At 39.5% G+C, this 20158-nt stretch carries 19 protein-coding genes; 9 read left to right on the forward strand and 10 right to left on the reverse strand.

The genetic code is table 11. The annotated features are described in order from the left end of the window. Window positions 1-218 precede the first annotated feature (218 nt). From M2419_RS26180 to M2419_RS26210, 7 genes are all read left to right on the forward strand, one after another. Complete coding sequence (locus M2419_RS26180) at window positions 219-962, forward strand: DeoR/GlpR family DNA-binding transcription regulator (RefSeq protein ID WP_046673148.1); 744 nt, start codon at window positions 219-221, stop codon at window positions 960-962. Window positions 963-985: 23 nt separating this feature from the next. Continuing rightward, the gene (locus M2419_RS26185; RefSeq protein WP_182982292.1) at window positions 986-2446 is read left to right on the forward strand and encodes a lipopolysaccharide biosynthesis protein; all 1461 of its coding nucleotides are present in this window, start codon (window positions 986-988) and stop codon (window positions 2444-2446) included. Beyond that, a complete protein-coding gene (locus M2419_RS26190; RefSeq protein WP_182982293.1) occupies window positions 2447-3319 on the forward strand; it encodes a glycosyltransferase family 2 protein in 873 nt (290 codons plus the stop codon). It abuts the gene before it with no gap. 3 nt (window positions 3320-3322) lie between these two features. After that, complete coding sequence (locus M2419_RS26195) at window positions 3323-4237, forward strand: glycosyltransferase (protein WP_153844438.1); 915 nt, start codon at window positions 3323-3325, stop codon at window positions 4235-4237. 5 nt (window positions 4238-4242) lie between these two features. After that, on the forward strand, window positions 4243-4998 hold the full coding sequence (locus M2419_RS26200; RefSeq protein WP_259256133.1) for a glycosyltransferase family 2 protein: 756 nt from the start codon (window positions 4243-4245) through the stop codon (window positions 4996-4998). Further along, window positions 4998-5213: a DUF3820 family protein gene (locus M2419_RS26205; protein WP_046673143.1), complete on the forward strand. Its 216-nt coding sequence runs from the start codon at window positions 4998-5000 to the stop codon at window positions 5211-5213. Before M2419_RS26200 ends, M2419_RS26205 begins: the two co-directional genes overlap by 1 nt. 95 nt (window positions 5214-5308) lie before the next feature. Continuing rightward, on the forward strand, window positions 5309-6295 hold the full coding sequence (locus M2419_RS26210) for a rhodanese-related sulfurtransferase (protein WP_182330620.1): 987 nt from the start codon (window positions 5309-5311) through the stop codon (window positions 6293-6295). 128 nt (window positions 6296-6423) lie between these two features. On the opposite strand, the gene M2419_RS26215 is transcribed toward M2419_RS26210, so the two are convergent. From M2419_RS26215 to trmB, 5 genes are all read right to left on the reverse strand, one after another. Then, window positions 6424-7119 carry a DUF937 domain-containing protein gene (locus M2419_RS26215; RefSeq protein ID WP_153844441.1) on the reverse strand — a complete coding sequence of 232 codons (696 nt, stop codon included), beginning with the start codon at window positions 7117-7119 and terminating at the stop codon, window positions 6424-6426. Between the two features lie 128 nt (window positions 7120-7247). After that, window positions 7248-8510 (reverse strand): DUF5689 domain-containing protein, encoded by a 1263-nt coding sequence (locus tag M2419_RS26220; protein ID WP_153844442.1) that lies wholly within the window; start codon window positions 8508-8510, stop codon window positions 7248-7250. Window positions 8511-8513: 3 nt separating this feature from the next. Then, on the reverse strand, window positions 8514-9983 hold the full coding sequence (locus tag M2419_RS26225; RefSeq protein WP_153844443.1) for a SusD/RagB family nutrient-binding outer membrane lipoprotein: 1470 nt from the start codon (window positions 9981-9983) through the stop codon (window positions 8514-8516). A 12-nt stretch (window positions 9984-9995) separates the two neighbouring features. Then, window positions 9996-13187 (reverse strand): SusC/RagA family TonB-linked outer membrane protein, encoded by a 3192-nt coding sequence (locus M2419_RS26230; RefSeq protein WP_259256135.1) that lies wholly within the window; start codon window positions 13185-13187, stop codon window positions 9996-9998. A gap of 694 nt (window positions 13188-13881) precedes the next feature. Next, on the reverse strand, window positions 13882-14538 hold the full coding sequence (gene trmB / locus M2419_RS26235; protein ID WP_153844445.1) for a tRNA (guanosine(46)-N7)-methyltransferase TrmB: 657 nt from the start codon (window positions 14536-14538) through the stop codon (window positions 13882-13884). A gap of 201 nt (window positions 14539-14739) precedes the next feature. Here trmB and M2419_RS26240 point away from each other — a divergent pair, with 201 nt between their 5' ends. Continuing rightward, window positions 14740-15681, forward strand: a complete 942-nt coding sequence (locus tag M2419_RS26240; protein WP_153844446.1) for a GDP-L-fucose synthase — start codon at window positions 14740-14742, stop codon at window positions 15679-15681. Between the two features lie 16 nt (window positions 15682-15697). On the opposite strand, the gene M2419_RS26245 is transcribed toward M2419_RS26240, so the two are convergent. The 3 genes from M2419_RS26245 to M2419_RS26255 all read right to left on the reverse strand — a co-directional run bounded on the left by M2419_RS26245 (window position 15698) and on the right by M2419_RS26255 (window position 17059). Continuing rightward, the gene (locus M2419_RS26245) at window positions 15698-16198 is read right to left on the reverse strand and encodes a hypothetical protein (RefSeq protein WP_075990247.1); all 501 of its coding nucleotides are present in this window, start codon (window positions 16196-16198) and stop codon (window positions 15698-15700) included. Further along, on the reverse strand, window positions 16188-16607 hold the full coding sequence (locus tag M2419_RS26250) for a phage holin family protein (RefSeq protein ID WP_259256148.1): 420 nt from the start codon (window positions 16605-16607) through the stop codon (window positions 16188-16190). The genes M2419_RS26245 and M2419_RS26250 overlap by 11 nt, the downstream gene beginning before the upstream one ends. Window positions 16608-16789: 182 nt before the next feature. After that, on the reverse strand, window positions 16790-17059 hold the full coding sequence (locus tag M2419_RS26255; protein ID WP_075990249.1) for a YtxH domain-containing protein: 270 nt from the start codon (window positions 17057-17059) through the stop codon (window positions 16790-16792). A 235-nt stretch (window positions 17060-17294) separates the two neighbouring features. Here M2419_RS26255 and M2419_RS26260 point away from each other — a divergent pair, with 235 nt between their 5' ends. Further along, window positions 17295-18839, forward strand: a complete 1545-nt coding sequence (locus M2419_RS26260) for a YifB family Mg chelatase-like AAA ATPase (protein WP_259256153.1) — start codon at window positions 17295-17297, stop codon at window positions 18837-18839. On the opposite strand, the gene M2419_RS26265 is transcribed toward M2419_RS26260, so the two are convergent. Next, window positions 18836-19459: a rhomboid family intramembrane serine protease gene (locus tag M2419_RS26265; protein WP_145328760.1), complete on the reverse strand. Its 624-nt coding sequence runs from the start codon at window positions 19457-19459 to the stop codon at window positions 18836-18838. The two genes, M2419_RS26260 and M2419_RS26265, sit on opposite strands and share 4 nt — an antisense overlap. Before the next feature lie 8 nt (window positions 19460-19467). After that, the gene (locus tag M2419_RS26270) at window positions 19468-20115 is read right to left on the reverse strand and encodes a lactate utilization protein (protein WP_120335174.1); all 648 of its coding nucleotides are present in this window, start codon (window positions 20113-20115) and stop codon (window positions 19468-19470) included. Window positions 20116-20158 lie beyond the last annotated feature (43 nt).

The raw sequence follows: 20158 nt of genomic DNA on the forward strand, positions 1-20158 counted from the left end.
CGATACGAAAGACGAAATTAAGTTAGATACCAACGTAAAGGCTGAACCTGAAAACAACAGCACAGGAACACAGGAACCTGCTGCCAGTAAACCTACGGGCTTCAAACCGAGATTCAAAGCTGGCATAACAAAAATTGACAAAAAGGAAGAATAATTTTCACTACATTTAGACTGATTTTTTTAATTATTTTTAAATTCCGATTAAAAACCAAAGACCAATGTTAAAGGAAGAAAGACAAGCATTCATTATACATCAGATTAACCTACATAATAAAGTTTTATCATCAGATCTAAGTGTTCAACTGAATGTATCTGAAGATACAATTAGACGTGACTTAAACGAACTCGCCGAGAATGGAAAAGTTCTAAAAGTCTATGGTGGGGCATTATCAAAATCTTTTCAATTCCCTTTTCAGGATGGAAACGTATATGCCAAGGAGGCAAAAAAAGAAATTGCCAAGAAAGCAAGCACTTTAATCTCCAATGGAATGACTGTTTTAGTCGGAGGCGGGACAACCTTAATTGAATTAGCGAGAACAATACCCGATCATTTGCAGTGTACATTTTTCACTATAAGTCCATTAGTTGCACTAGAATTGGCCGAAAAGCCAAATCTTGAAGTCATTTTAGTTGGCGGAAAACTTTCACGCAATACAAACATTGTTTCCGGAGCCCAAGTCGCTAATGAATTGGCAGATCTTAAAGTCGATCTTTGTTTGTTGGGAACAAATTCTCTTTCAGTAGAAGATGGGGTGACCGATTCAGACTGGGAGGTGGTACAAATCAAACGTGCGATGATTAAATGCTCGAAAAAAGTGGCTATTTTAAGTATTGCTGAGAAACTAAATTCAGTTCAAAAAATGAAAGTTGTGCCGTTACGTGATATTTCTTATTTGATTACCGATGTCAATCCAACTGATGTTTCCCTAAAAGAATTTGCGAATACAATTGCAATACTTTAATATTGCCGCTCATTTAATTTAGCATGTCATCGCAAACGAAAAATGACTCTTTAAAATCAAAAACAACAAAAGGACTGCTGTGGGGTGGTATGGCAAGTATCATCCAGCAGTTTTTGGGCTTCGGCTTCGGCATCCTACTAAACCGTAAGCTAACAGCAGAAGATTATGGCTTAGTAGCTATGATCACCATCTTTTCTGTTCTCGCCTCTGCTTTTCAAGAAAGTGGATTTGTGTATGGAATTGTCAATAAAAAAGAAGTCGAACATAAAGATTATAACGCGGTATTTTGGACAAGTGTAGGAATTGGAACATTTATTTATATCGTTTTATTTTTTGCGGCTCCTCTTATCGCCTTATACTATAATCAACCAGTACTTGTAGAACTTAGTAGATTTACCTTTTTATCCTTTTGGCTAGGTAGCTTTGGTATTGCGCACAATGCTTACCTCTTCCGGAATTTAAAAATCAAAGAAAGAGTCATCACAGGCACCTTTGCTCTTATTGCATCAAATATAGTCGGAGTTTATTTAGCCTATAAGGACTATGCCTATTGGGCATACGCGATCCAAATTGTCTCCTATAGTGGTTTCAATATGCTCGGATTCTGGTATTTTTCCAAATTCAGACCTACTTTCCAGTTCGATTTTAAACCTATTCGTGACATCTTAGGATTTAGCAGTAAAATACTAGTCACCAATATTTTCATCAACATCAACAAAAATATATATGCTGCGATCTTAGGCCGGCATTATACCGCTGAAGAACTGGGATATACCGTGAATCCAAATCGTTGGAGCATCATGGCCCAGAATATATTGACCAATATGGTTAATAATGTGACACAGCCTATTTTAAAGGAAATAGAAGATGATAAGGATAGACAAGTTCGGGTTTTTCGCAAACTAATTTCCTTTACGGCCTTTTTAGCCTTTCCAATGTTATTTGGTTTAACAACTGTAGCACAAGATTTCATTACTATTGCGATCACCGATAAATGGGCACAAAGTGCCATATTTCTTCAAATATTTTGTATTGGCGCGGCATTTGATTCTGTAAGCAATGTTTTTTCCAACCTCATCATTAGCAAGGGAAAACCTGAAGTTTATATGCGGAATATCATCGTGTTTGGTATACTCCAAATCGCTATTCTATTCTTCGGCAAATCATTAGGTCTTGAACTACTCATTGGATTAACCTCAGCATTAAATGCCCTCTGGATATTCGTTTGGTATGCTTCCGCTAAACCTTATATGAATTATTCATTTCGTTATCTTCTGGCAGATATTTTTGCTTATGCATTATTGGCAGCTGTCAGTTGTATTACAGCTCACTATGCCACCGCATCTATCGCCAACCTCTATCTTCGGTTTGCAAGTACAATTGGAGTGGCTGTATGTGCATATATCATTGTCAACAGAATCTTTAAACCCAGCATTTTGTTGGAATTATTCCACTATTTCCTAACAGTTATCCGAAAAAAATAGATGGCCAGGATTCTCACCATAATCGTCTCTTATAATTTTGAGCCTTGGATCCACAAGTGCTTACCCAGCCTATTGGATTCGAGCTACCCAACAGATATTTTAGTTGTCGACAACAATTCGGGAGACAACACAACACAGATCATAAAAGAAACGTACCCGACAATAAGGCTAATAGAAAGTTCCGAAAATCTGGGCTTTGGAAAGGCCAACAACATCGGACTTGACATTGTTTTGAAGGAAGAATATGATTATGCATTTTTGGTCAATCAGGACGCCTGGCTGGATCAGGACTGTATTGCCAACTTAGTGAAAATAAACGCAGACAATATCGGAATTATCTCGCCTATTCACTACGATGGAACCGAAACAACACTAGACCATGGTTTTGCCGTATATACAAAAAATGCTACTAACGAAAATTCTTATCGAATTTGCTCTTTCGTCAATGCTGCATTTTGGTTTATCCCCAACCCGGTGATCAGAAAAGTCGGTGGTTTCGCGCCGATCTTTTTCCATTATGGAGAAGATAAGGATTATGCCAACCGCATCAAATACTACGGATTAAACATCATTCTCGCCGACAGAGCAAAGGCCTATCACGATAGACAACAGCGTAAAACAGACCGAAAAGCCTTTCTGAAAAGCGAATTTGTCTATCATTTGACAGAGTATTGCAATATCAATTATACCTTTGTAAGATCTTTTTCGATGGCCATATTGGCGAGTCTGAAGAAAATGGGAGCTTCAATTTTTAAAGGTCATATTTTTGAAGCAAAAAGCTACTTAAACATTGCTTTTAGATTGCTAGGCAAATCGGGAGCTGTTTATCGTACTCGTCTAAGCAACAAAAAAGCATACAACAAAATCTATTGATAAATGAACAGTATTGCTCCAGTCATACTTTTTGTGTACAATCGTCCTGATCATACAATAAGAACACTCTCAGCTTTAGAACAGAACAAGCTTGCAGACCAGACTACACTTTACATCTATTCGGATGCTGCAAAAAACGAAAAATCTCTTCAGGCAGTTACTGAAGTGCGAAAGATTATCAATAAGCACTGGAACTTTAAAGAGGTTATTGTTGTAGAACGGACAGAAAATTGGGGTTTAGCAGCCAATGTGATCGATGGTGTTACAAAAGTGGTCAATGCACATGGAAAGATTATTGTTTTGGAAGACGATCTGGAAACTGCGGTGTTTGCACTAGATTATTTCAATCAGGCACTGGAGCGCTATAAAGATCAAGATCAGGTCATGGAGATCAGCGGTTATGGTTATCCGCTAAAAGATTTAAATAAACTGCCTGAGACTTTCTTTTTTCGGGTCGCCAATAGTTGGGGCTGGGCAACCTGGGACCGGGCCTGGCAACATTTCAATCCGAATATTGATGAACTTGTATCGGATTTTACGGCCGAGCAGATACACCAATTCAGTATCGAGGGTAAAGAAAACTTCTGGAAACAAGTGCAGGAATTTAAGGCCGGAAAGATCAACTCTTGGGCGATACGCTGGTATGCTTCTATATTCAAAAAAAATGGGTTAGTTTTGTATCCAAGGAATTCGATGACGCAAAATATTGGCAACGATGGTTCGGGTACACATACAGCTGCGGAAGCTACTTATCAGGTTACACTAGCAGAAAGCCCTGTACGGTATTTTCCGACGGAGATTTCAGAAAACAAGCAAGCTTATGAGGCCATCAAGTATTTCTATGCACATCGGAAAGGATCTTTATTCAACCGTGGCCTCCGATTCCTGAAGAAGAAAATGAATAAATTCAATACATAAAAAACATGTCTGCTCATCCTAAATTTTCGATTATAACTGTCGTTTACAACAATGTGCGTGACATAGAACACACCCTGAAATCTGTTGTCAATCAGAGCTATGACCATATAGAATATATTGTCATTGATGGACAATCAACTGATGGGACATTGGAGATCATCCAAAAATACAGGGATAAAATCACCGTTCTCCTTTCCGAAAAGGATAAGGGGATCTATGATGCAATGAATAAGGGATTAGCATTAGCAACAGGTGATTATGTTCTTTTTCTAAATTCCGGAGATGAGATCTATGATCTCAACAGCATTGAGAATCTTGCCAAACTGAGCGATGATGCGGATATTCTTTACGGCGAAACTATCCTCGTAGATGACAATCGGAATATTATTGGTGAACGGAGGCATAAAGTTCCGGCTCATTTCGACTGGAAAAGCTTTCGCTATGGCATGAATATATGCCATCAGGCCATCTATATCAAGCGGGACATTGCCGAGCCATACGATCTCAATTATAAATTATGTGCTGATATTGACTGGGTTATTCGTTGTGCCAAAAAGGCAAAAAAAACGGTCAATGCACAGCAATATGTAGCCCGGTATCTTGTGGGCGGGATGTCAAAACAAAGACATAAGGAATCCTTGAAAGAGCGCTTTGCTATTTTCAAACACTACTATGGGGCCATTCCCAATCTATTCAATCATGGCATCATCGCACTAAAAGCTATTTGGTACCGTCTCAATTATGGAAAACCTCAAGACTAATGTTGAATCCTGAAATTTTAACCGAGCTTGTTACAGTCAAGATGCCATTTGGCAAATACCAGGGATACACATTGTGTAATCTTCCTGAGCCCTACCTTGTATGGTATAACCAAAAAGGCTTTCCAAAGGGAAAGCTAGGCCAGCAGTTAGCGACACTCTATGAAATAAAGCTTAACGGCTTGGAATACCTGCTCGAACCTTTAAAGAAAAGGTGACGACGGTCATTTTATTCCACTTATTATTTTTTGTAGCTTTGCACTAAATTTATTTTTAGCATTAAACGCCGTTTGCAGCGGTATCAATGAATATCATGACACAATATCAAACTTTGCTGTACTATTGTTACAGCCCTATCGAGGATGGCGAAAAATTTGCATCAGATCACTTAGAATTTTGTAAATCACTGGATCTAGTCGGTCGTATCATCGTAGCTGATGAAGGTCTTAATGGGACTGTTTCAGGCACTGTTGAGGCCTGTAAAAGCTATATGGATGCCATCTATGCCGATGGTCGTTTCAACAAAACAGAGTTCAAAATTGACGCTGTAGATGAACCGTCATTCATTAAAATGCATTGTCGCTACAAAGCCGAAATCGTTCACTCTGGCTTGAGAGATCCAAAAGAAATTGACCCCAACCGTCAAACCGGTGTGCACCTTGAACCGAAAGATTTCTTAGCCATGAAGGACCAAGAAGATGTGGTTGTATTGGATGTACGCTCAAATTACGAGCACAATGTTGGTCATTTTAAAAATGCTGTCACCCTAGATATTGACAATTTCCGCGAGTTCCCAGAGAAAATAAAAGAGCTCGAACAATATAGAGGAAAAAAAATATTAACATACTGCACAGGGGGCATCAAATGTGAGAAGGCATCTGCTCTTTTGTTAAAAGAAGGCTTCGAGGATGTTTATCAATTACATGGCGGAATTATCAAATACGGAAAGGAAGCTGGTGGCGAAGATTTCGAAGGCCAATGCTACGTCTTCGACAATCGTGTTACTGTCGATGTAAATTCTGTCAACCCATCTGTGGTATCGACTTGTTTTAACTGTGGCAAGCAAACCACTAAAATGATCAATTGTGCCAACCCAACTTGTAATGAACATTTCACACAATGTGACGAATGCGGCTGGGAGATGGACGGATGCTGTTCGCCAGCATGTAAAGAAAACCCCAATAAACGTGAATATGACGGAACAGGATATTATGTCAAGGTACCTCAACCCGTCAATATTGACAAAATCAGCAAAAGAAAACATAAAAATTTCCCGCCGAAAGTATCGGTCGAAGATTAATACGAATTGGACAAAAGTGATGAGGTCGGAAGTATGTAACTTCCGACCTCATCACTTTTAGGATCTGCGTCATCTTAGCTTAATCCCATACGAGCTTTTTATCAGGACAAATAATAGCTTAACACAACTTACTTCCCAAACATACCAGCGATCGAATCAAGAATATTTCCCTTCGCCTGTCCATCGTTATTTTTATCAAAAAAACTGCCTGCCAATCCACCCAGCATGTCCGTAATGCTACCTCCCGCTGCTGGCGGCTCAGTTCCTTGCGTTTGTTCTTCTTGGCTGCCGCCTAAAAAAGAGCCTAAAATACCACCTAACATACCACCCCCTGCATTTTGTGATGTTCCACCACCTAACACAGAACCGATCAGATCACCAATCCCCCCGCCACTCGAAGCCTGCTTTTGTTGTCCTAGATACCCCATTACGATAGGAGCAAGTGTGGCCAGTACCCCTGTCACTTGAGAAGAGCTCAAGCCCGCTTTATCCGCAATATTCTGTGTCACGACTTCAGTATTTTGGCCAAACATATGGTTGACAATTTTATTGCCATCTTCAGATCCACTCTGCTCCGCTCCTCCTTGCCCAAAGAAATCTCCAATTTTATCAAGTATGCCACTATTGCTATGCTGATCAATAGCATTGTCAATATTTTCTGCCTGACCCTTGTTTTTCGCATTGTAATTCAATGCTGCAATCATCAAAGGAACTGCCGCTGCTACAATCCATTTTGCTTTAGATTCACTGACACCAGTAATTTTTGAAATAGTCTCTATCGCTTTAGAGCCTACTCCACCTGTAACTAAATCTGTTAAGTTCATAAGTCTTCGTTTATAGTTATATATGAAGATAACGATTTTTTTTGACGAGTTGAGATAATACCTGATTATAAGAAAGCCCCATTGGATTGTGTAATCCAACGGGACTTTCTTATAATCAATTTTTTAAATTAATAACTTTTATAAATAGCGATATCATCCAATCCCAACCTTCCGTTATTAATCACATTGTTACTTGTTCCTAATCCAAGCTTGGTAACTCTAAAGCGTACTGCCCCCTGGATATTCATTAAGAATACGGCCTGTTTTGAATTCATACTCTCTGTCGTTGTATGGGCATCTGAAATAGAATCACCTGTTTGTGTCCAAGTTTTCCCATTGTCCGTCGAATATTCCAACTTAAATGTACTCGAGCGATCTGTCCAGTAAGAGCCATACCAAATAGTGACTTTTGACGCGCCATTTGGCACATCGAAATTCATTTGTACATAACCGTCCACATTTAAATTCTGCTGCATTCGGATAGCATTTTTTCCAGAAACAATACGGTCCCGCCCAGCTGTATTTCCTAAGATAGCTTGATACAGATACCATTGTCCTGTCGGAAAAGAGACAGCGTTTTTATCCTTCATATCATAGCTACCTTTCACACTTGCATCTACAGCATCAAAAGTTTCGGGCCAACCTGTATACAACTTACCACTTGCATAAGCCATATCAGCATAACTCTGCATTCTAACTTGTAGCTTTTCGCCCTCCTTAAATGCAATCCCTCTGAAAGAAGCACTTGGAGCAATAGATTGTCCAGCAAATGTCGCATTATCTTGTGTATGTAATGTAATCTCATTTTTATCACCGTCCATCAAGATTTTATCTCCTTTCAACGCTGTTCCGGCAGCGGGTTCAGGTTCAACATCGGCTGTAATATCGATATACGTTGATTCAAACTCATCAAACTTCGACTTTAGACTGGAAACCGCAACAGGCAATGGGGCAATGTTATTACCAGATGAGTAGACCTTAAGCTGCTGATTATTATCGACTGAAAGAACTAATAAGCCATCTTTTTTAATCAGCTTTGAACCGCTAATATTGATCTGAACCGAATCTCCAAATTTAAATTCAGACGCATTCGGTAGCTCTACTAATATTCCGCGGCGTTGATTTCGCCAAATATTCTGTACAGCAAGTGTATTTTCCGGTAGGTTCTTATTTTCCACGCGCGAAACGACCACTGCTTTGATATATTGTGCTCCTTGCAACGAAGACTCATTAAGCTGTAAATCGGCATTTTTATGCAGACTGCGTAGCGTATACAATGATATTTCAGGATTTAGTGTCCCTATCGATTCATTGACGTTGTCTTTGATACAACCGGACAGCAATGCTGACATTGCCAGCATACTGCATAGTATTGATTTTAACTTTTCCATTGATTAGTTGATTGAAGGTTGCCACCACATTTTTTCATTTATCCCATCTCCCCCCATACGACTCACAGCATCCTGATAATTTACTTTGTTTAAAGATTGTACAATTGTTGGGTAATTTAAACGTACAGGCATTTTCCCCTGATTCAACAAGCCCGGACCTTTGTATAAATCCAACATTTGGGTCCTGCGGTACTCGTACCACTGTTGGAAATCCGTAAATAACATCGCATAGTATTTTTGCAAATGCACCTTTTTCAATTTCGCATTATCACTGTCTGTAGCCAGCAATTGAACCTTGTCACTAGTTAGGTAAGTTGTTGGCGCTGTTAATCCCCAATATTCCATGGCTGCATTCACTCCTTTTAAATAGGCTCCAGACACATCGACCTGAACATACCCTCTCAGACCACATTCAGCAATAATAAATTGCAACTCTGCATAATTCATGATATTTCCCATATGTGAGTCCGCTTTTAAGCTTGTTAAAAGCGTTGATTGTTGTTCCGGAACATTACCTCGTTTGTATCCGGATTGCATACCACCATACACTCCTAATGTGGCCTCAGTCGCCCAAATTTTTAATCGTGGGTCTGAAAGGTCCAACAGATTATTAATAAAAAACTCTGAATAGCCTTTACTCCCATTAAAATCTATATCACGGCTATTAAAATAAGGATTCATGTAAGGCTGTACATTGGTGTAATATAAAGCAGCTGTCTCTGCATTGCTCTGCATCACCGGATATTCAGTGGCATTTGTTTCTAATATTTCTTTGATCTTTGCAACGGCATTGGTTTCTGGCTTATGTGCTATCCGCAGCAATAATCGGAGATATAAAGAGTTGCCGAATTTCTGCCATTTTGCCGGATCAGAATTAAATATGGGATCCATCGCCAAATTGGTAGATTCAACGGCAACCTTACCTTTTAAAAGCGTATTGGCCTCTTCCAATTTTCTGAAGATATCCGCATAAATATCAGCCTGTTTATCAAATACAGGCGTTAAATTATTATCACTATACCCTTTGTTGCTGTCCGTATAAGGTACATCGCCATACATGTCGGTTATTAACGAGCTCACCCACGCATCCAATATGAGCGAAATGCCCTGATAGGTCTGATAACCCTTCTGCTGCCCTTCGGCCGCCTTCTGATAAATATCGCGTATATTGGTCAACTGCACATACCAACCGGACCAGGTAGATTCCGCTTCTGATGGCCTGATTTCATACCGTTGAATCTCCAATGCATCATTTACCGTTACCGTCACTTGCATAAGCTCATTATTGATGCGCATATTACGGGACAAATTTGTGTTTAACACATTGAGTAAGGCTGGTGCTATGAGGCTTTGTGGTGCAGCCGCAGAAATTGCATTTGGATTTGTATTTATCGCAACAAAGTCTTTAGTGCAGCTCTGTAACATCCCGCAGGCTGCCAACAAAATAAAACCTTTTCTTATATTCTTTTTCATAATGCTCTGGAATTAAAATGAGAATGATAAATTGACACCCATTGTGCGGGTTGAAGGGAACTGGGCAATCTCTGCGCCTTTCTCAATACCACTTGAATTTAGCGATCCAAACTCTGGGTCAAATGAAGGCCATTTGGTCATGACAAACAGATCTCTTCCGTACACCCCGATTGATGCGCGCTCAATTTTCAAACGTTCAACAAACGACTTTGGTAATGTATAATCAAATCTGACCTCACGAAGCTTTATAAAGTCGGTGGAAAACGTATTTGATTCTATATTATCCCGGTTAAAATGTTTAGCATAATAGTCTCCAGCAGACGCAACAACCGTATTCTTGCTGTAGCTTCCATCACTATTCTTCACAACACCATCGCCGATAATACCATTATATCGTCCGGGAATTGTTTTTTTCAATTTTCCCTCTTCCATCAATACGGCATGCGTTAAAGAATAGCCTACCCCCCCAAACTGGCCATCAAACAAGAAATTAAATCTAAATCCTTTGTATTTAAACTCATTGCCCCAACCAAATTTGGTCGTTGCATTCGGATTACCGATATAAATGTTCTGTTGGGACAATACAGGAAGTCCATTTTCATAAACAATTTGGCCATCCTGATTCCGCTCATAACCGAGTCCATAAATATCACCAAATCGTTTACCGGGTATAGCCACAATTGATCCTCTGCTGCCAAACAACGTAGAAAGCACTAATTCTCCTTGCAGATCTGCAGGTATAGAAGTGACTTTCGAATCATAGCTCGTAAAATTTCCATACATATTCCAATTTAACCCATCTTTCTTCTTGATAATATCGCCAGAAAGCGCAATCTCTATCCCCTTATTACGTACCTCTCCAGCATTCGTAATTTGATTTCTAAAACCGCTTGAAGGATCCAACGGAGACTCAATAATCTGATCAAATGTCGAGTTCGAGTACAAAGTAAGATCTAATTTTAGTCGATCTCTGAACATTCTAAAATCTGTCCCTATTTCATAGGACCGCGTACTTTCGAATGTCAGGTTTTCATCCGGGACGGTGGTTGGATTTGTAAGCCCCCCAGTAGTCCCCTCAACACTACGGTAACCATAAGAGTTTAGATAAGCACGTTTCCCCCCACCTCCGACTTGAGCAATAGATGCCCTAACTTTCCAAAAATTAATCGCTTTTGGAAGATTTAGCAATTGGGACATAACAAAACTTGTATTAAGCGAAGGGTATATAAATGGCATAACTTCATTCCGTTTTGGCGAGGCCAATGTACTCGCCCAGTCAATACGATTTGTTGCATCGACAAAAATCATATCCTTATAACTATAGTTTATTAAGGCATATAAACTATTGGTCGCATATTCCTCGCGATAAGGTAAGTAAACGACTTTTTCCCTAGCATTTGCAAAATTATACTGGTTCGGATAAATTAGACTGTTAGCGTAAGCATCATCTTTAATATACTTATTGTGCATCAATGAACCACCAACAGATGCGCCAAATTTATGTTTGGTGTTGCGCTGATTGTTATATTGCAATAAAAAGTCAGAGGTAATTTCTTGGTTATTGATTGACTGCTCACGGTAATAGCCATAAGCATATTTATAGGTATCAAATGGTCGCGATTGTTTGCGCTTATCATAGCTCCAATCGATTCCCGTCCGCACCATCAAATTCAATTCCTTGTTGAATTTATAATCTGCCTGCAAATTTCCAATAATGTTGTTTTTATCCTGCGCATTGATCATATCGTAAGATATGGTTCTTGGATTATCCAACAGGTTTGAAAACGGAGTCATCTGTTCAATTCCTTCTTTTCCTGGGATCCAATTCTGGTCCAGCCAAGCTGCATTCACATTCGGCACAATACCCCGTACAAAATACATGTAACTTTGGTTGTTATACCCACTGTTTGGCAAATTATCTGATCCTCTATTATTAAAATTAATCTTTGTTGAAAGACTCAGCTTATCCGTCACCTTGTTACTGAACTGCATGGCAACGGTATTCCTATTATAACCCATGTTAGGAATAATCCATTTGTTCGTCACATTCGTATACGAAAACCTAGAACTGGTCTTCTCCGTGGCACCAGAAATACTGATCGAATTAGTGGATGTGAGTTCCGTTTGGAAAAGATCCTTTCGATTATTTTCATAAGGTCTCCACAATGTCCGCTCCGGAGGTGTCAAACGGTAGAAATTAGGATCGTACTGGTAATAATACTGTCCATCAAATTTAGGTCCCCATGCAGAAGACGTACTTAAAGTACTTGCACCATCCTCTGACTGCCCATAGGAATAATAAAGATCCTGATCGACAGCACCTTGCCCATATTCATATTGATAGTCAGGCCATCTATTAACTGTCCCAATTGCCGTATTTGAATTAACGGATACACCAATTTTATTTTTAGCTCCATTTCCCTTTTTTGTGGTAATAATCACCGCGCCATGTGCGCCACGGGAACCATAAAGCGCAGAGGCGCCTGGTCCTTTTAAAACAGATACAGATTCGATATCATCTGGATTAATATCCGAGAGCGATGTTCCAAAGTCTGTTGGAGAATCACTGTCCAAGTAATTTGAACTACCATTACCGGTCATTCGCGTCCCCCCTCCCATCACAACACCATCAACAACAATCAATGCGGAATTGTCACCCGTAAAAGATGTTTCCCCTCTTAAAATAATCTGATTGGATCCCAATGGTCCTGCCCCTGACTTTACCAAATTCAAACCAGCAACTTTTCCTGTTAGGGCATCCGTCCAGTTGTTTGAAATTGCATTCGTCAATTCCTCGCCTTTTACTGTGCTAATGGAATAACCTAGCGCCTTTTCTTCCCGCTGTATACCCAGTGCTGTTACAACGACTTCATTAAGCGCCTCCGATCTCGCACTTAAAGAAATTTTGGTATCCAATTGGCTGGATGAAAACGTCCTCGTCTCCGCTTCGTAACCTATCAACTGAAAACGGATCGCTGTTCCTGATTCAACTTCAATATCGAAATTACCATTCCGGTCAGTCGCTCCTTTAACTACACCTGCTGCAAGGATTGATACGGATGCCAAAGGTTCTTTCGTCTGATTATCGACAACTTGACCTTTTACTTTAATCTTGGTCTGCTTAATTGCATGCACAGCGTGATCAGCTCCCAGTGGAGCTGCTATCGCCGTAAAATCTTTAGTGCAGGCAATTACTAGTGCCACAAATAGCACTTTCGAGGAGGAGTGCCGCAGATTAATTTGGATAGGGTTAATACTAAACATAGTTATTGGTGTAAATTGTTAATTTTCAATTTGGCACAAAAATATATTCTTAACAAAAAGTATACTTTAACTTAATGTTTTCTTTTTGTTAACAATTGTTTCGAATATCATTTCTTTTTTAATGACATTACCATTGTTTCAAATATTTAAAAAATGTATTGAAGTCTGCATCGGCAGGAATATCACACATTAGGCTCGATCTAAAGCGATCGCTCTTTGGTTATTAATTATTTTCAAATCGAAAATAATTAATAATATTTAAAAAACGAAATAAATCGAAATTATTTAAAACACTATAATAAAATAAAAAAATAAGACTCAATTGATCTTAAAGGACACATAAAATAGCTAGAAAGGCAGTACACTGACGATTCCAAGAAGTTTTAAGCAAATTTCCCAGCTCCATTAAGCAGCTATTTAGTACTTCACATAACTACGATAACGATACCGCAACAATACGGAAAGCATACGGCACCTTTCCTTTATAACTACGACAAGAATAGATTCCAATAGCTACAGCTGCCAACTGGGCTAAAAATCTAGCGATCAAATATTTAGCACCAACGCCCCCAGAAGAAAACAAAAGAGCCCAAACTTTCGTTTGGGCTCTTTATTACAATAGAAACGTAGACACTTAGGCCTTCTCGAAACTCCATTTCACATAATTAATGTTCTTGTCATCAGCTAAATACTTCCGCTCGTAGTATGTTTTAATGGATAATACGTTATCCACCAAGTCTGAATGGTAAAGATCCGTCGTTTCTTTATATTTTTTCAAATGCTGTAAATCGATCTGCTCCAGTGTGTAAGCATAGAAACCATCGTTATCTGTTTTCAAATTCATCATCCCCTCAGGTTTCATAATGATTTTATAACGATCTAAAAACTTTGGCCCCGTCAATCGTTTCTTTTCACGACTATCTTGCGGTTGCGGATCCGGAAAGGTAATCCAGATTTCATCAATTTCATTTTCAGCAAAATGTTCAAGGATAGTCTCAATTTGTATCCGAAGAAAAGCAACATTCCGAATTCCATCTTCCAAAGCTGTCTTGGCTCCACGCCAAATACGATTGCCTTTAAAATCGATACCGATGAAATTTTTCTCCGGAAACAATCTCGCTAGATTAACAGTATACTCACCTTTACCACAAGCAAGCTCCAAAACAACTGGATTATTGTTACCAAATTGCTTCTCAGCCCATTTTCCTTTATATTCTTTGCCTGCGTCGAGTTGGATTACATTTTCAAAAGTAGCAACTTCAGCAAATTTACGTAGTTTGTCCTTTCCCATTTTTTAATAAATATCCGGCAAAAATAACCTTATATTCCCGCTAAAAAAAATAAATCTAACGGACAGCACCAATACCGCCAATTGCGGAACAATCTGAAGTCCGATAGCACACACATGAATGAATAAATCGCCCTCATAGGGGCGAATTATATTGCATATAAAAAGCAATTTATCTAAGTTTGCAGGAATCAATAACTTATCGTGGAGAAAGACGCTAAAATTTATATAGCAGGCCATCGTGGAATGGTCGGATCGGCAATTCATCGCAAATTATCGGAACTTGGGTACAACAATATTGTCACACGCACATCTTCCGAATTAGATTTGCGCAACCAGCAAGCGGTCGCTGATTTTTTCGATCAGGAAAAACCTGACTATGTTTTCTTAGCAGCAGCCAAAGTTGGAGGAATCATGGCGAACAACACCTATCGCGCAGATTTTATCTACGAGAATATGGCTATACAGAATAACGTCATCAAATCTTCCTACGATAATAAGGTCAAAAAATTAATGTTCTTAGGTTCAAGCTGTATCTATCCAAAAATGGCACCACAGCCTTTGAACGAAGATATGCTACTTACGGGCACACTGGAACCTACAAACGAACCCTACGCAATTGCTAAAATCGCGGGAATAAAAATGACAGAAGCTTTTCGGGATCAGTATGGATGCAATTATATCTCCGTTATGCCAACGAATCTTTACGGCATTAACGACAATTATCATCCGCAAAACTCACATGTCTTACCGGCCTTGATCAGAAGATTTCATGAAGCTAAGATCAATCAGCTCCCTGAAGTTATTATCTGGGGAACAGGAACCCCCTTACGGGAATTTCTCTTTTCCGATGACCTGGCAGATGCCTGCGTCTTTTTAATGAATAATTATGACGAGAAACAATTTGTCAACATTGGCATTGGCGAAGATCTAAGCATTAAAGACCTTGCCGAATTGATTAAAGACGTTATTGGTTACACGGGAACTATTTCCTTCGACAGTTCCAAACCAGATGGAACACCACGAAAACTCATGGATGTCTCAAAACTGCACGCACTGGGTTGGAAACATCAAGTTAACCTCCGGGAAGGCATTCAACTAGCTTATGCGGATTTTTTGGAAAAAGAAGCAAACGCTTCCGAATAAATCCAACGCGATCGCATTAGTAGGTTTCGCTATAGGAAGGAATTCCGTACTCGTTAACCTCATCCTTGATAACCGCATTTTCAGCTTGGGCAGCTTTATTTTTCTTCTTTTTGGGACGAATAAACTGTGTTAACTTGCTGAGGAGGCCACTGATTTTATCTTGATTGATCTGGCCGACAGCACGCTCTGACAATAGCAACATCAACGCTTTCTTAAAAACACCGGTATTTTTTAGGAACAACCTATTCATCACAAAAGGCACGCCGATACGTAAGGTCTTCGTTAGCCAATCGGAATCTGGATTGCTACTTTTAGAGAACAGCTGCTGGACAATATTTACCCCCGGTATATTATCTTTTAATGTATTGAAAAAGCGAATTGGGGCCTCTATTTTATTGTTGAGCAAGGTAAATTGAGTCTTAAGATAGACTTCTTGCTCATTCTTAAGAGCTTTCAAACGGGAAATCTCAGCCTTAAGCTCTTGTAGGTTACGTATTTTAGTATGTTTATTGTTCATTTGTAGCCCTTTCTCTATCAAGTTTTTCCTTATGTAGATCTTCTTCCTCCTCCTCAATCTCATCGTTCCATTTAGCCAAAAAACGGCGGATAGAAAGATCCATAAATTTGGACTCTAACATCGGCTCAAAAACCCGTATTAAGATAATAATCACTAAAAAAATACCCGCTGTCGCCAAAAAGCCCAAGGAATAACTCCCCAGTAATTCTCCGAGCCAAAAACCCAGTGCCAAGCATAAAAAAAACAGGACAAATAACGTGAATATCAGCTTTGTCGCATCAACCACAAGGCTAGCGATCAATCGAGAAGAACGCTCAATTGTCTTTAATTTGACAAGCCTAAACTGGGAGTCAATGTACTCTTTGGTTTTTTGAAAAGTACCGCTAAGTGAAAATTTTTCTTCTTCCATGCATTTTAAAATTATTCAGGCTATTTCAGTGTCTAGTTTATAAAACGAATCCTGTTTCGGCTCAACGCTAGCAACTTCAATCCTCTATCCTAAAAAAGAAAGGTGTTATCGTAAAAATCTATCCTAGAAATAGCCTGATGATATGTATTCTACACCAATTATTCATACGAATAATCTGCGAACTATGCATGTTCGATGATATCATCATCTAGCACTTCTTCGGTCTGATTTAATTTTCCTTTTAATGTAGAAACAATTTTCTCTTTAAAATCATTCAATTGATCGAATTGTTCTTCCGCTCTCTCACGAATAGCATCACTCAAATCGCTTAATGAATCATTGATTTTATCTCTCGTATCCGACCCCTTGTCTGGAGCAAATAAAACTCCCAAAGCTGCACCTGCAGCAAGACCCGCTAACAACGCCAAAGCTACTTTACTTGTGTCATTCATTTCTTTTTCGTTTTAAAGTTCTAATTCTATTACGATGAATCTAGTCCTCGCTAATAATACAATTAACAGAGCAAATCGTTTGCCAAACGCGGCATTTAATCCATTATTTACAAGAAACTATATCTTCCAATATAATCATTTTTTGATAAACTTCGATTGACTTTCAATAATTCACCAAACAATTATTAACCCGTTCAGTTTTTTAGTATCTTTAAATCAACCCATTATAAAAATTATGCTAAATAAAACCTATTGCAGTGCCGTCTATGGAATCAATGCCTGCACAATTACCGTTGAGGTAATCGTATCTACAGGCCTGCATTATTATATTGTAGGGTTGCCTGACAATGCTGTAAAAGAAAGCTTAAGACGTGTCGAAAGTGCCATTACTTCCTGTCAACTTCACATGCCACGCCAGAAGATTGTTGTCAACTTGGCACCTGCAGACCTCCGTAAAGAAGGCTCCAGTTACGACTTATCAATCGCAATCGGCATATTGGCATCCTCCGGGCAAACGACAAATGAGCTTCTGGCAGATTATCTCATTTTAGGAGAACTATCATTAGACGGAAGCATTAAGCCCATCCGCGGTATTTTACCCATCACCTTACAAGCCCTGAAAGAAGGCTTTAAAGGGCTTATTTTACCACAAGAGAACGCAAAAGAGGCCGCTATTGTCAGAGGTGTCGATGTTATCGGAGTAGAGAATCTTAGCCAAGTTGTTGATTTCCTAAATCACAGGATAAAAATTGAACCAACAAAAGTTGATATTCAAAATTTCTTTCATACCGATACAGCGAATTACGATGTCGATTTCTCGGATGTTCAAGGACAGGAGAATATTAAAAGGGCCCTGGAAATTGCCGCAGCAGGTGGTCATAATCTTATTTTAATAGGTCCCCCTGGCTCAGGAAAAACTATGTTGGCAAAAAGATTGCCGACGATCCTCCCACCCCTCAATATGACTGAATCATTAGAAAGCACCAAAATACACTCTGTATCTGGAAACCTGAAGACCAAGGAGTCTCTCTTGACTACACGGCCATTTCGCTCTCCGCATCATACCATATCCGACGTCGCCATGGTAGGTGGGGGCTCCAATCCGCTGCCTGGTGAAATCTCACTAGCACATCATGGCGTACTGTTTTTGGATGAATTACCGGAATTCAAACGCAGTGTACTCGAGGTCATGCGGCAGCCTCTCGAATCGCGACAGATTACCATATCAAGGGCAAAACTTACGGTGGATTATCCGGCGAGTTTCATGCTGGTAGCGGCCATGAACCCTTGTCCCTGTGGCTATTTCAATCATCCCGAAAAGGAATGTATATGTGGCAGCAACACCGTACAACGGTATTTAAGTAAAATATCGGGACCTCTTTTAGACCGCATCGATCTGCATATTGAGGTGACGCCTGTATTATTTGACCAGCTGAGTACGACACGTAAAGCCGAAGACAGCCGTACTGTGCGAAATCGGGTCATTCAGACACGAGAAATTCAGAAAGAACGGTTTGATTCTTTTCCAAACGTTCATTGTAATGCACAAATGAGTACACAATTGACCCGAGAAATATGTCAGGTTGATGAGGCCGGAAGGAAGTTACTTAAAACAGCTATTGAACGCCTCAGCTTATCAGCGAGAGCATACGATAGAATACTCAAAGTTGCTCGCACAATCGCTGATATGGAGCGGAGCAAAATGATCGAAAACCATCATCTCGCCGAAGCAATCCAGTACAGAAATTTAGACCGGGAAACCTGGGGCGGAAAATTTTAGAACTGAGCCAAACAATGCTTAATAACCCAAGGGAAACAGATAATCGTCAAGATCACACCTGACAATGCACCAAAGAAATGAGCATCATGATTTATACCATCTTGTGCTTTTTTTGACGCCCACACGCAGTAACCTAAAAACAAAAACGCAAACAGGTAAGCAGGCATCGGTATAATCATCATCACACCAATGGTACTCTTCGGATCGAAAAGAATGTAGCTGAACAGGACCGCACAAATTGCACCTGAAGCACCTAAACTATAATAACCCGGGTTATTTTTCTGCTGAATGATCGTTGGAATATCACTCAGGATTAAACTACCTATATAGATCACGGCAAATAAAATATGTCCGTATGGACTTGCTTCTGCAAGTATACGCTCTAAACCAAAAGCAAAATAGTAGAAGGTAAGCATATTAAACAGCAAATGCCCCCAATCTTTATGTACAAAACCACTGGTAAGAATCGTATATACTTTTCGATTACGTGCGATACTATACGGGTGTAACATCAGTTTGCCGTAAAGTTGCTCATGTGAAAATGTATAGATACTGGTAGCGAGTGTAAAAATGAAAATAATACTCGCAACAGGCATTTCTGTTAGATAAAATAATAGCATAGTAATTCTTAGAATCGATCCTCTAAAAGTAAAACGTAAAGCTCTTTTGGTCCATGTGCTCCCAAAACCAATCTTTTCTCTATATCAGCGGTTCTGGAGGGGCCGGTAATTGTCGAAATCATTGTCGGGATTTCCTGACCGTAACGCTTCTGCATGTAGGCTAAAGCATCCTTTAGATCCCAAACCAATTGCGAAGCTTTGGCAATAACAATGTGAATTGGGGGATATATACTCAACCTGCGTCCTGAAGCATTTGCATTACTCACCATGACACTGCCATTGCGTGCAACTAATGCTTCACATGATGTAATACTTGCATTTGCTAATTCAAAATCTTCCGCTGTTTTTAAAAAAGGAAAACCATATGGACTGAGTAAATTTTGAACACCTTGTTCCCAAGCGTATATATTTTTAATATTATTCTCCTCAGTCAATGAAATCAAATTTTCAATCAGACCGATCTCGCCATCACAATACAGAAACTTGCCTCCCGCAGCAGTCAATTCGCGAACAAAAACAATATCCACCAACTCATCCTCTTCTTTATAAAGCGGTGTTTCTTTGAAATTGGGATGTGGATTATCGTTTTTCTGTAGTAATGCCTGACGTACCCGTTTTAACATTACCTCCTTCGCTGTTGCGTTCTTCACGTTCATGGCGCATGTATATATAAATGCAGCGCTAGATGACTCTAGCGCT

Source organism: Sphingobacterium sp. BIGb0116 (genome assembly GCF_024808035.1).
GTDB classification, from domain to species: domain Bacteria; phylum Bacteroidota; class Bacteroidia; order Sphingobacteriales; family Sphingobacteriaceae; genus Sphingobacterium; species Sphingobacterium paramultivorum.

Excerpts from the sequence above, each read along its gene's own strand:
- M2419_RS26180 (WP_046673148.1), top strand. The coding sequence starts at position 219 with ATGTTAAAGGAAGAAAGACAAGCATTCATTATACATCAGATTAACCTA.
- M2419_RS26185 (WP_182982292.1), top strand. The coding sequence starts at position 986 with ATGTCATCGCAAACGAAAAATGACTCTTTAAAATCAAAAACAACAAAA.
- M2419_RS26190 (WP_182982293.1), top strand. The coding sequence starts at position 2,447 with ATGGCCAGGATTCTCACCATAATCGTCTCTTATAATTTTGAGCCTTGG.
- M2419_RS26195 (WP_153844438.1), top strand. The coding sequence starts at position 3,323 with ATGAACAGTATTGCTCCAGTCATACTTTTTGTGTACAATCGTCCTGAT.
- M2419_RS26200 (WP_259256133.1), top strand. The coding sequence starts at position 4,243 with ATGTCTGCTCATCCTAAATTTTCGATTATAACTGTCGTTTACAACAAT.
- M2419_RS26205 (WP_046673143.1), top strand. The coding sequence starts at position 4,998 with ATGTTGAATCCTGAAATTTTAACCGAGCTTGTTACAGTCAAGATGCCA.
- M2419_RS26210 (WP_182330620.1), top strand. The coding sequence starts at position 5,309 with ATGACACAATATCAAACTTTGCTGTACTATTGTTACAGCCCTATCGAG.
- M2419_RS26215 (WP_153844441.1), bottom strand. The coding sequence starts at position 7,119 with ATGAACTTAACAGATTTAGTTACAGGTGGAGTAGGCTCTAAAGCGATA.
- M2419_RS26220 (WP_153844442.1), bottom strand. The coding sequence starts at position 8,510 with ATGGAAAAGTTAAAATCAATACTATGCAGTATGCTGGCAATGTCAGCA.
- M2419_RS26225 (WP_153844443.1), bottom strand. The coding sequence starts at position 9,983 with ATGAAAAAGAATATAAGAAAAGGTTTTATTTTGTTGGCAGCCTGCGGG.
- trmB (WP_153844445.1), bottom strand. The coding sequence starts at position 14,538 with ATGGGAAAGGACAAACTACGTAAATTTGCTGAAGTTGCTACTTTTGAA.
- M2419_RS26245 (WP_075990247.1), bottom strand. The coding sequence starts at position 16,198 with ATGAACAATAAACATACTAAAATACGTAACCTACAAGAGCTTAAGGCT.
- M2419_RS26250 (WP_259256148.1), bottom strand. The coding sequence starts at position 16,607 with ATGGAAGAAGAAAAATTTTCACTTAGCGGTACTTTTCAAAAAACCAAA.
- M2419_RS26255 (WP_075990249.1), bottom strand. The coding sequence starts at position 17,059 with ATGAATGACACAAGTAAAGTAGCTTTGGCGTTGTTAGCGGGTCTTGCT.
- M2419_RS26260 (WP_259256153.1), top strand. The coding sequence starts at position 17,295 with ATGCTAAATAAAACCTATTGCAGTGCCGTCTATGGAATCAATGCCTGC.
- M2419_RS26265 (WP_145328760.1), bottom strand. The coding sequence starts at position 19,459 with ATGCTATTATTTTATCTAACAGAAATGCCTGTTGCGAGTATTATTTTC.
- M2419_RS26270 (WP_120335174.1), bottom strand. The coding sequence starts at position 20,115 with ATGAACGTGAAGAACGCAACAGCGAAGGAGGTAATGTTAAAACGGGTA.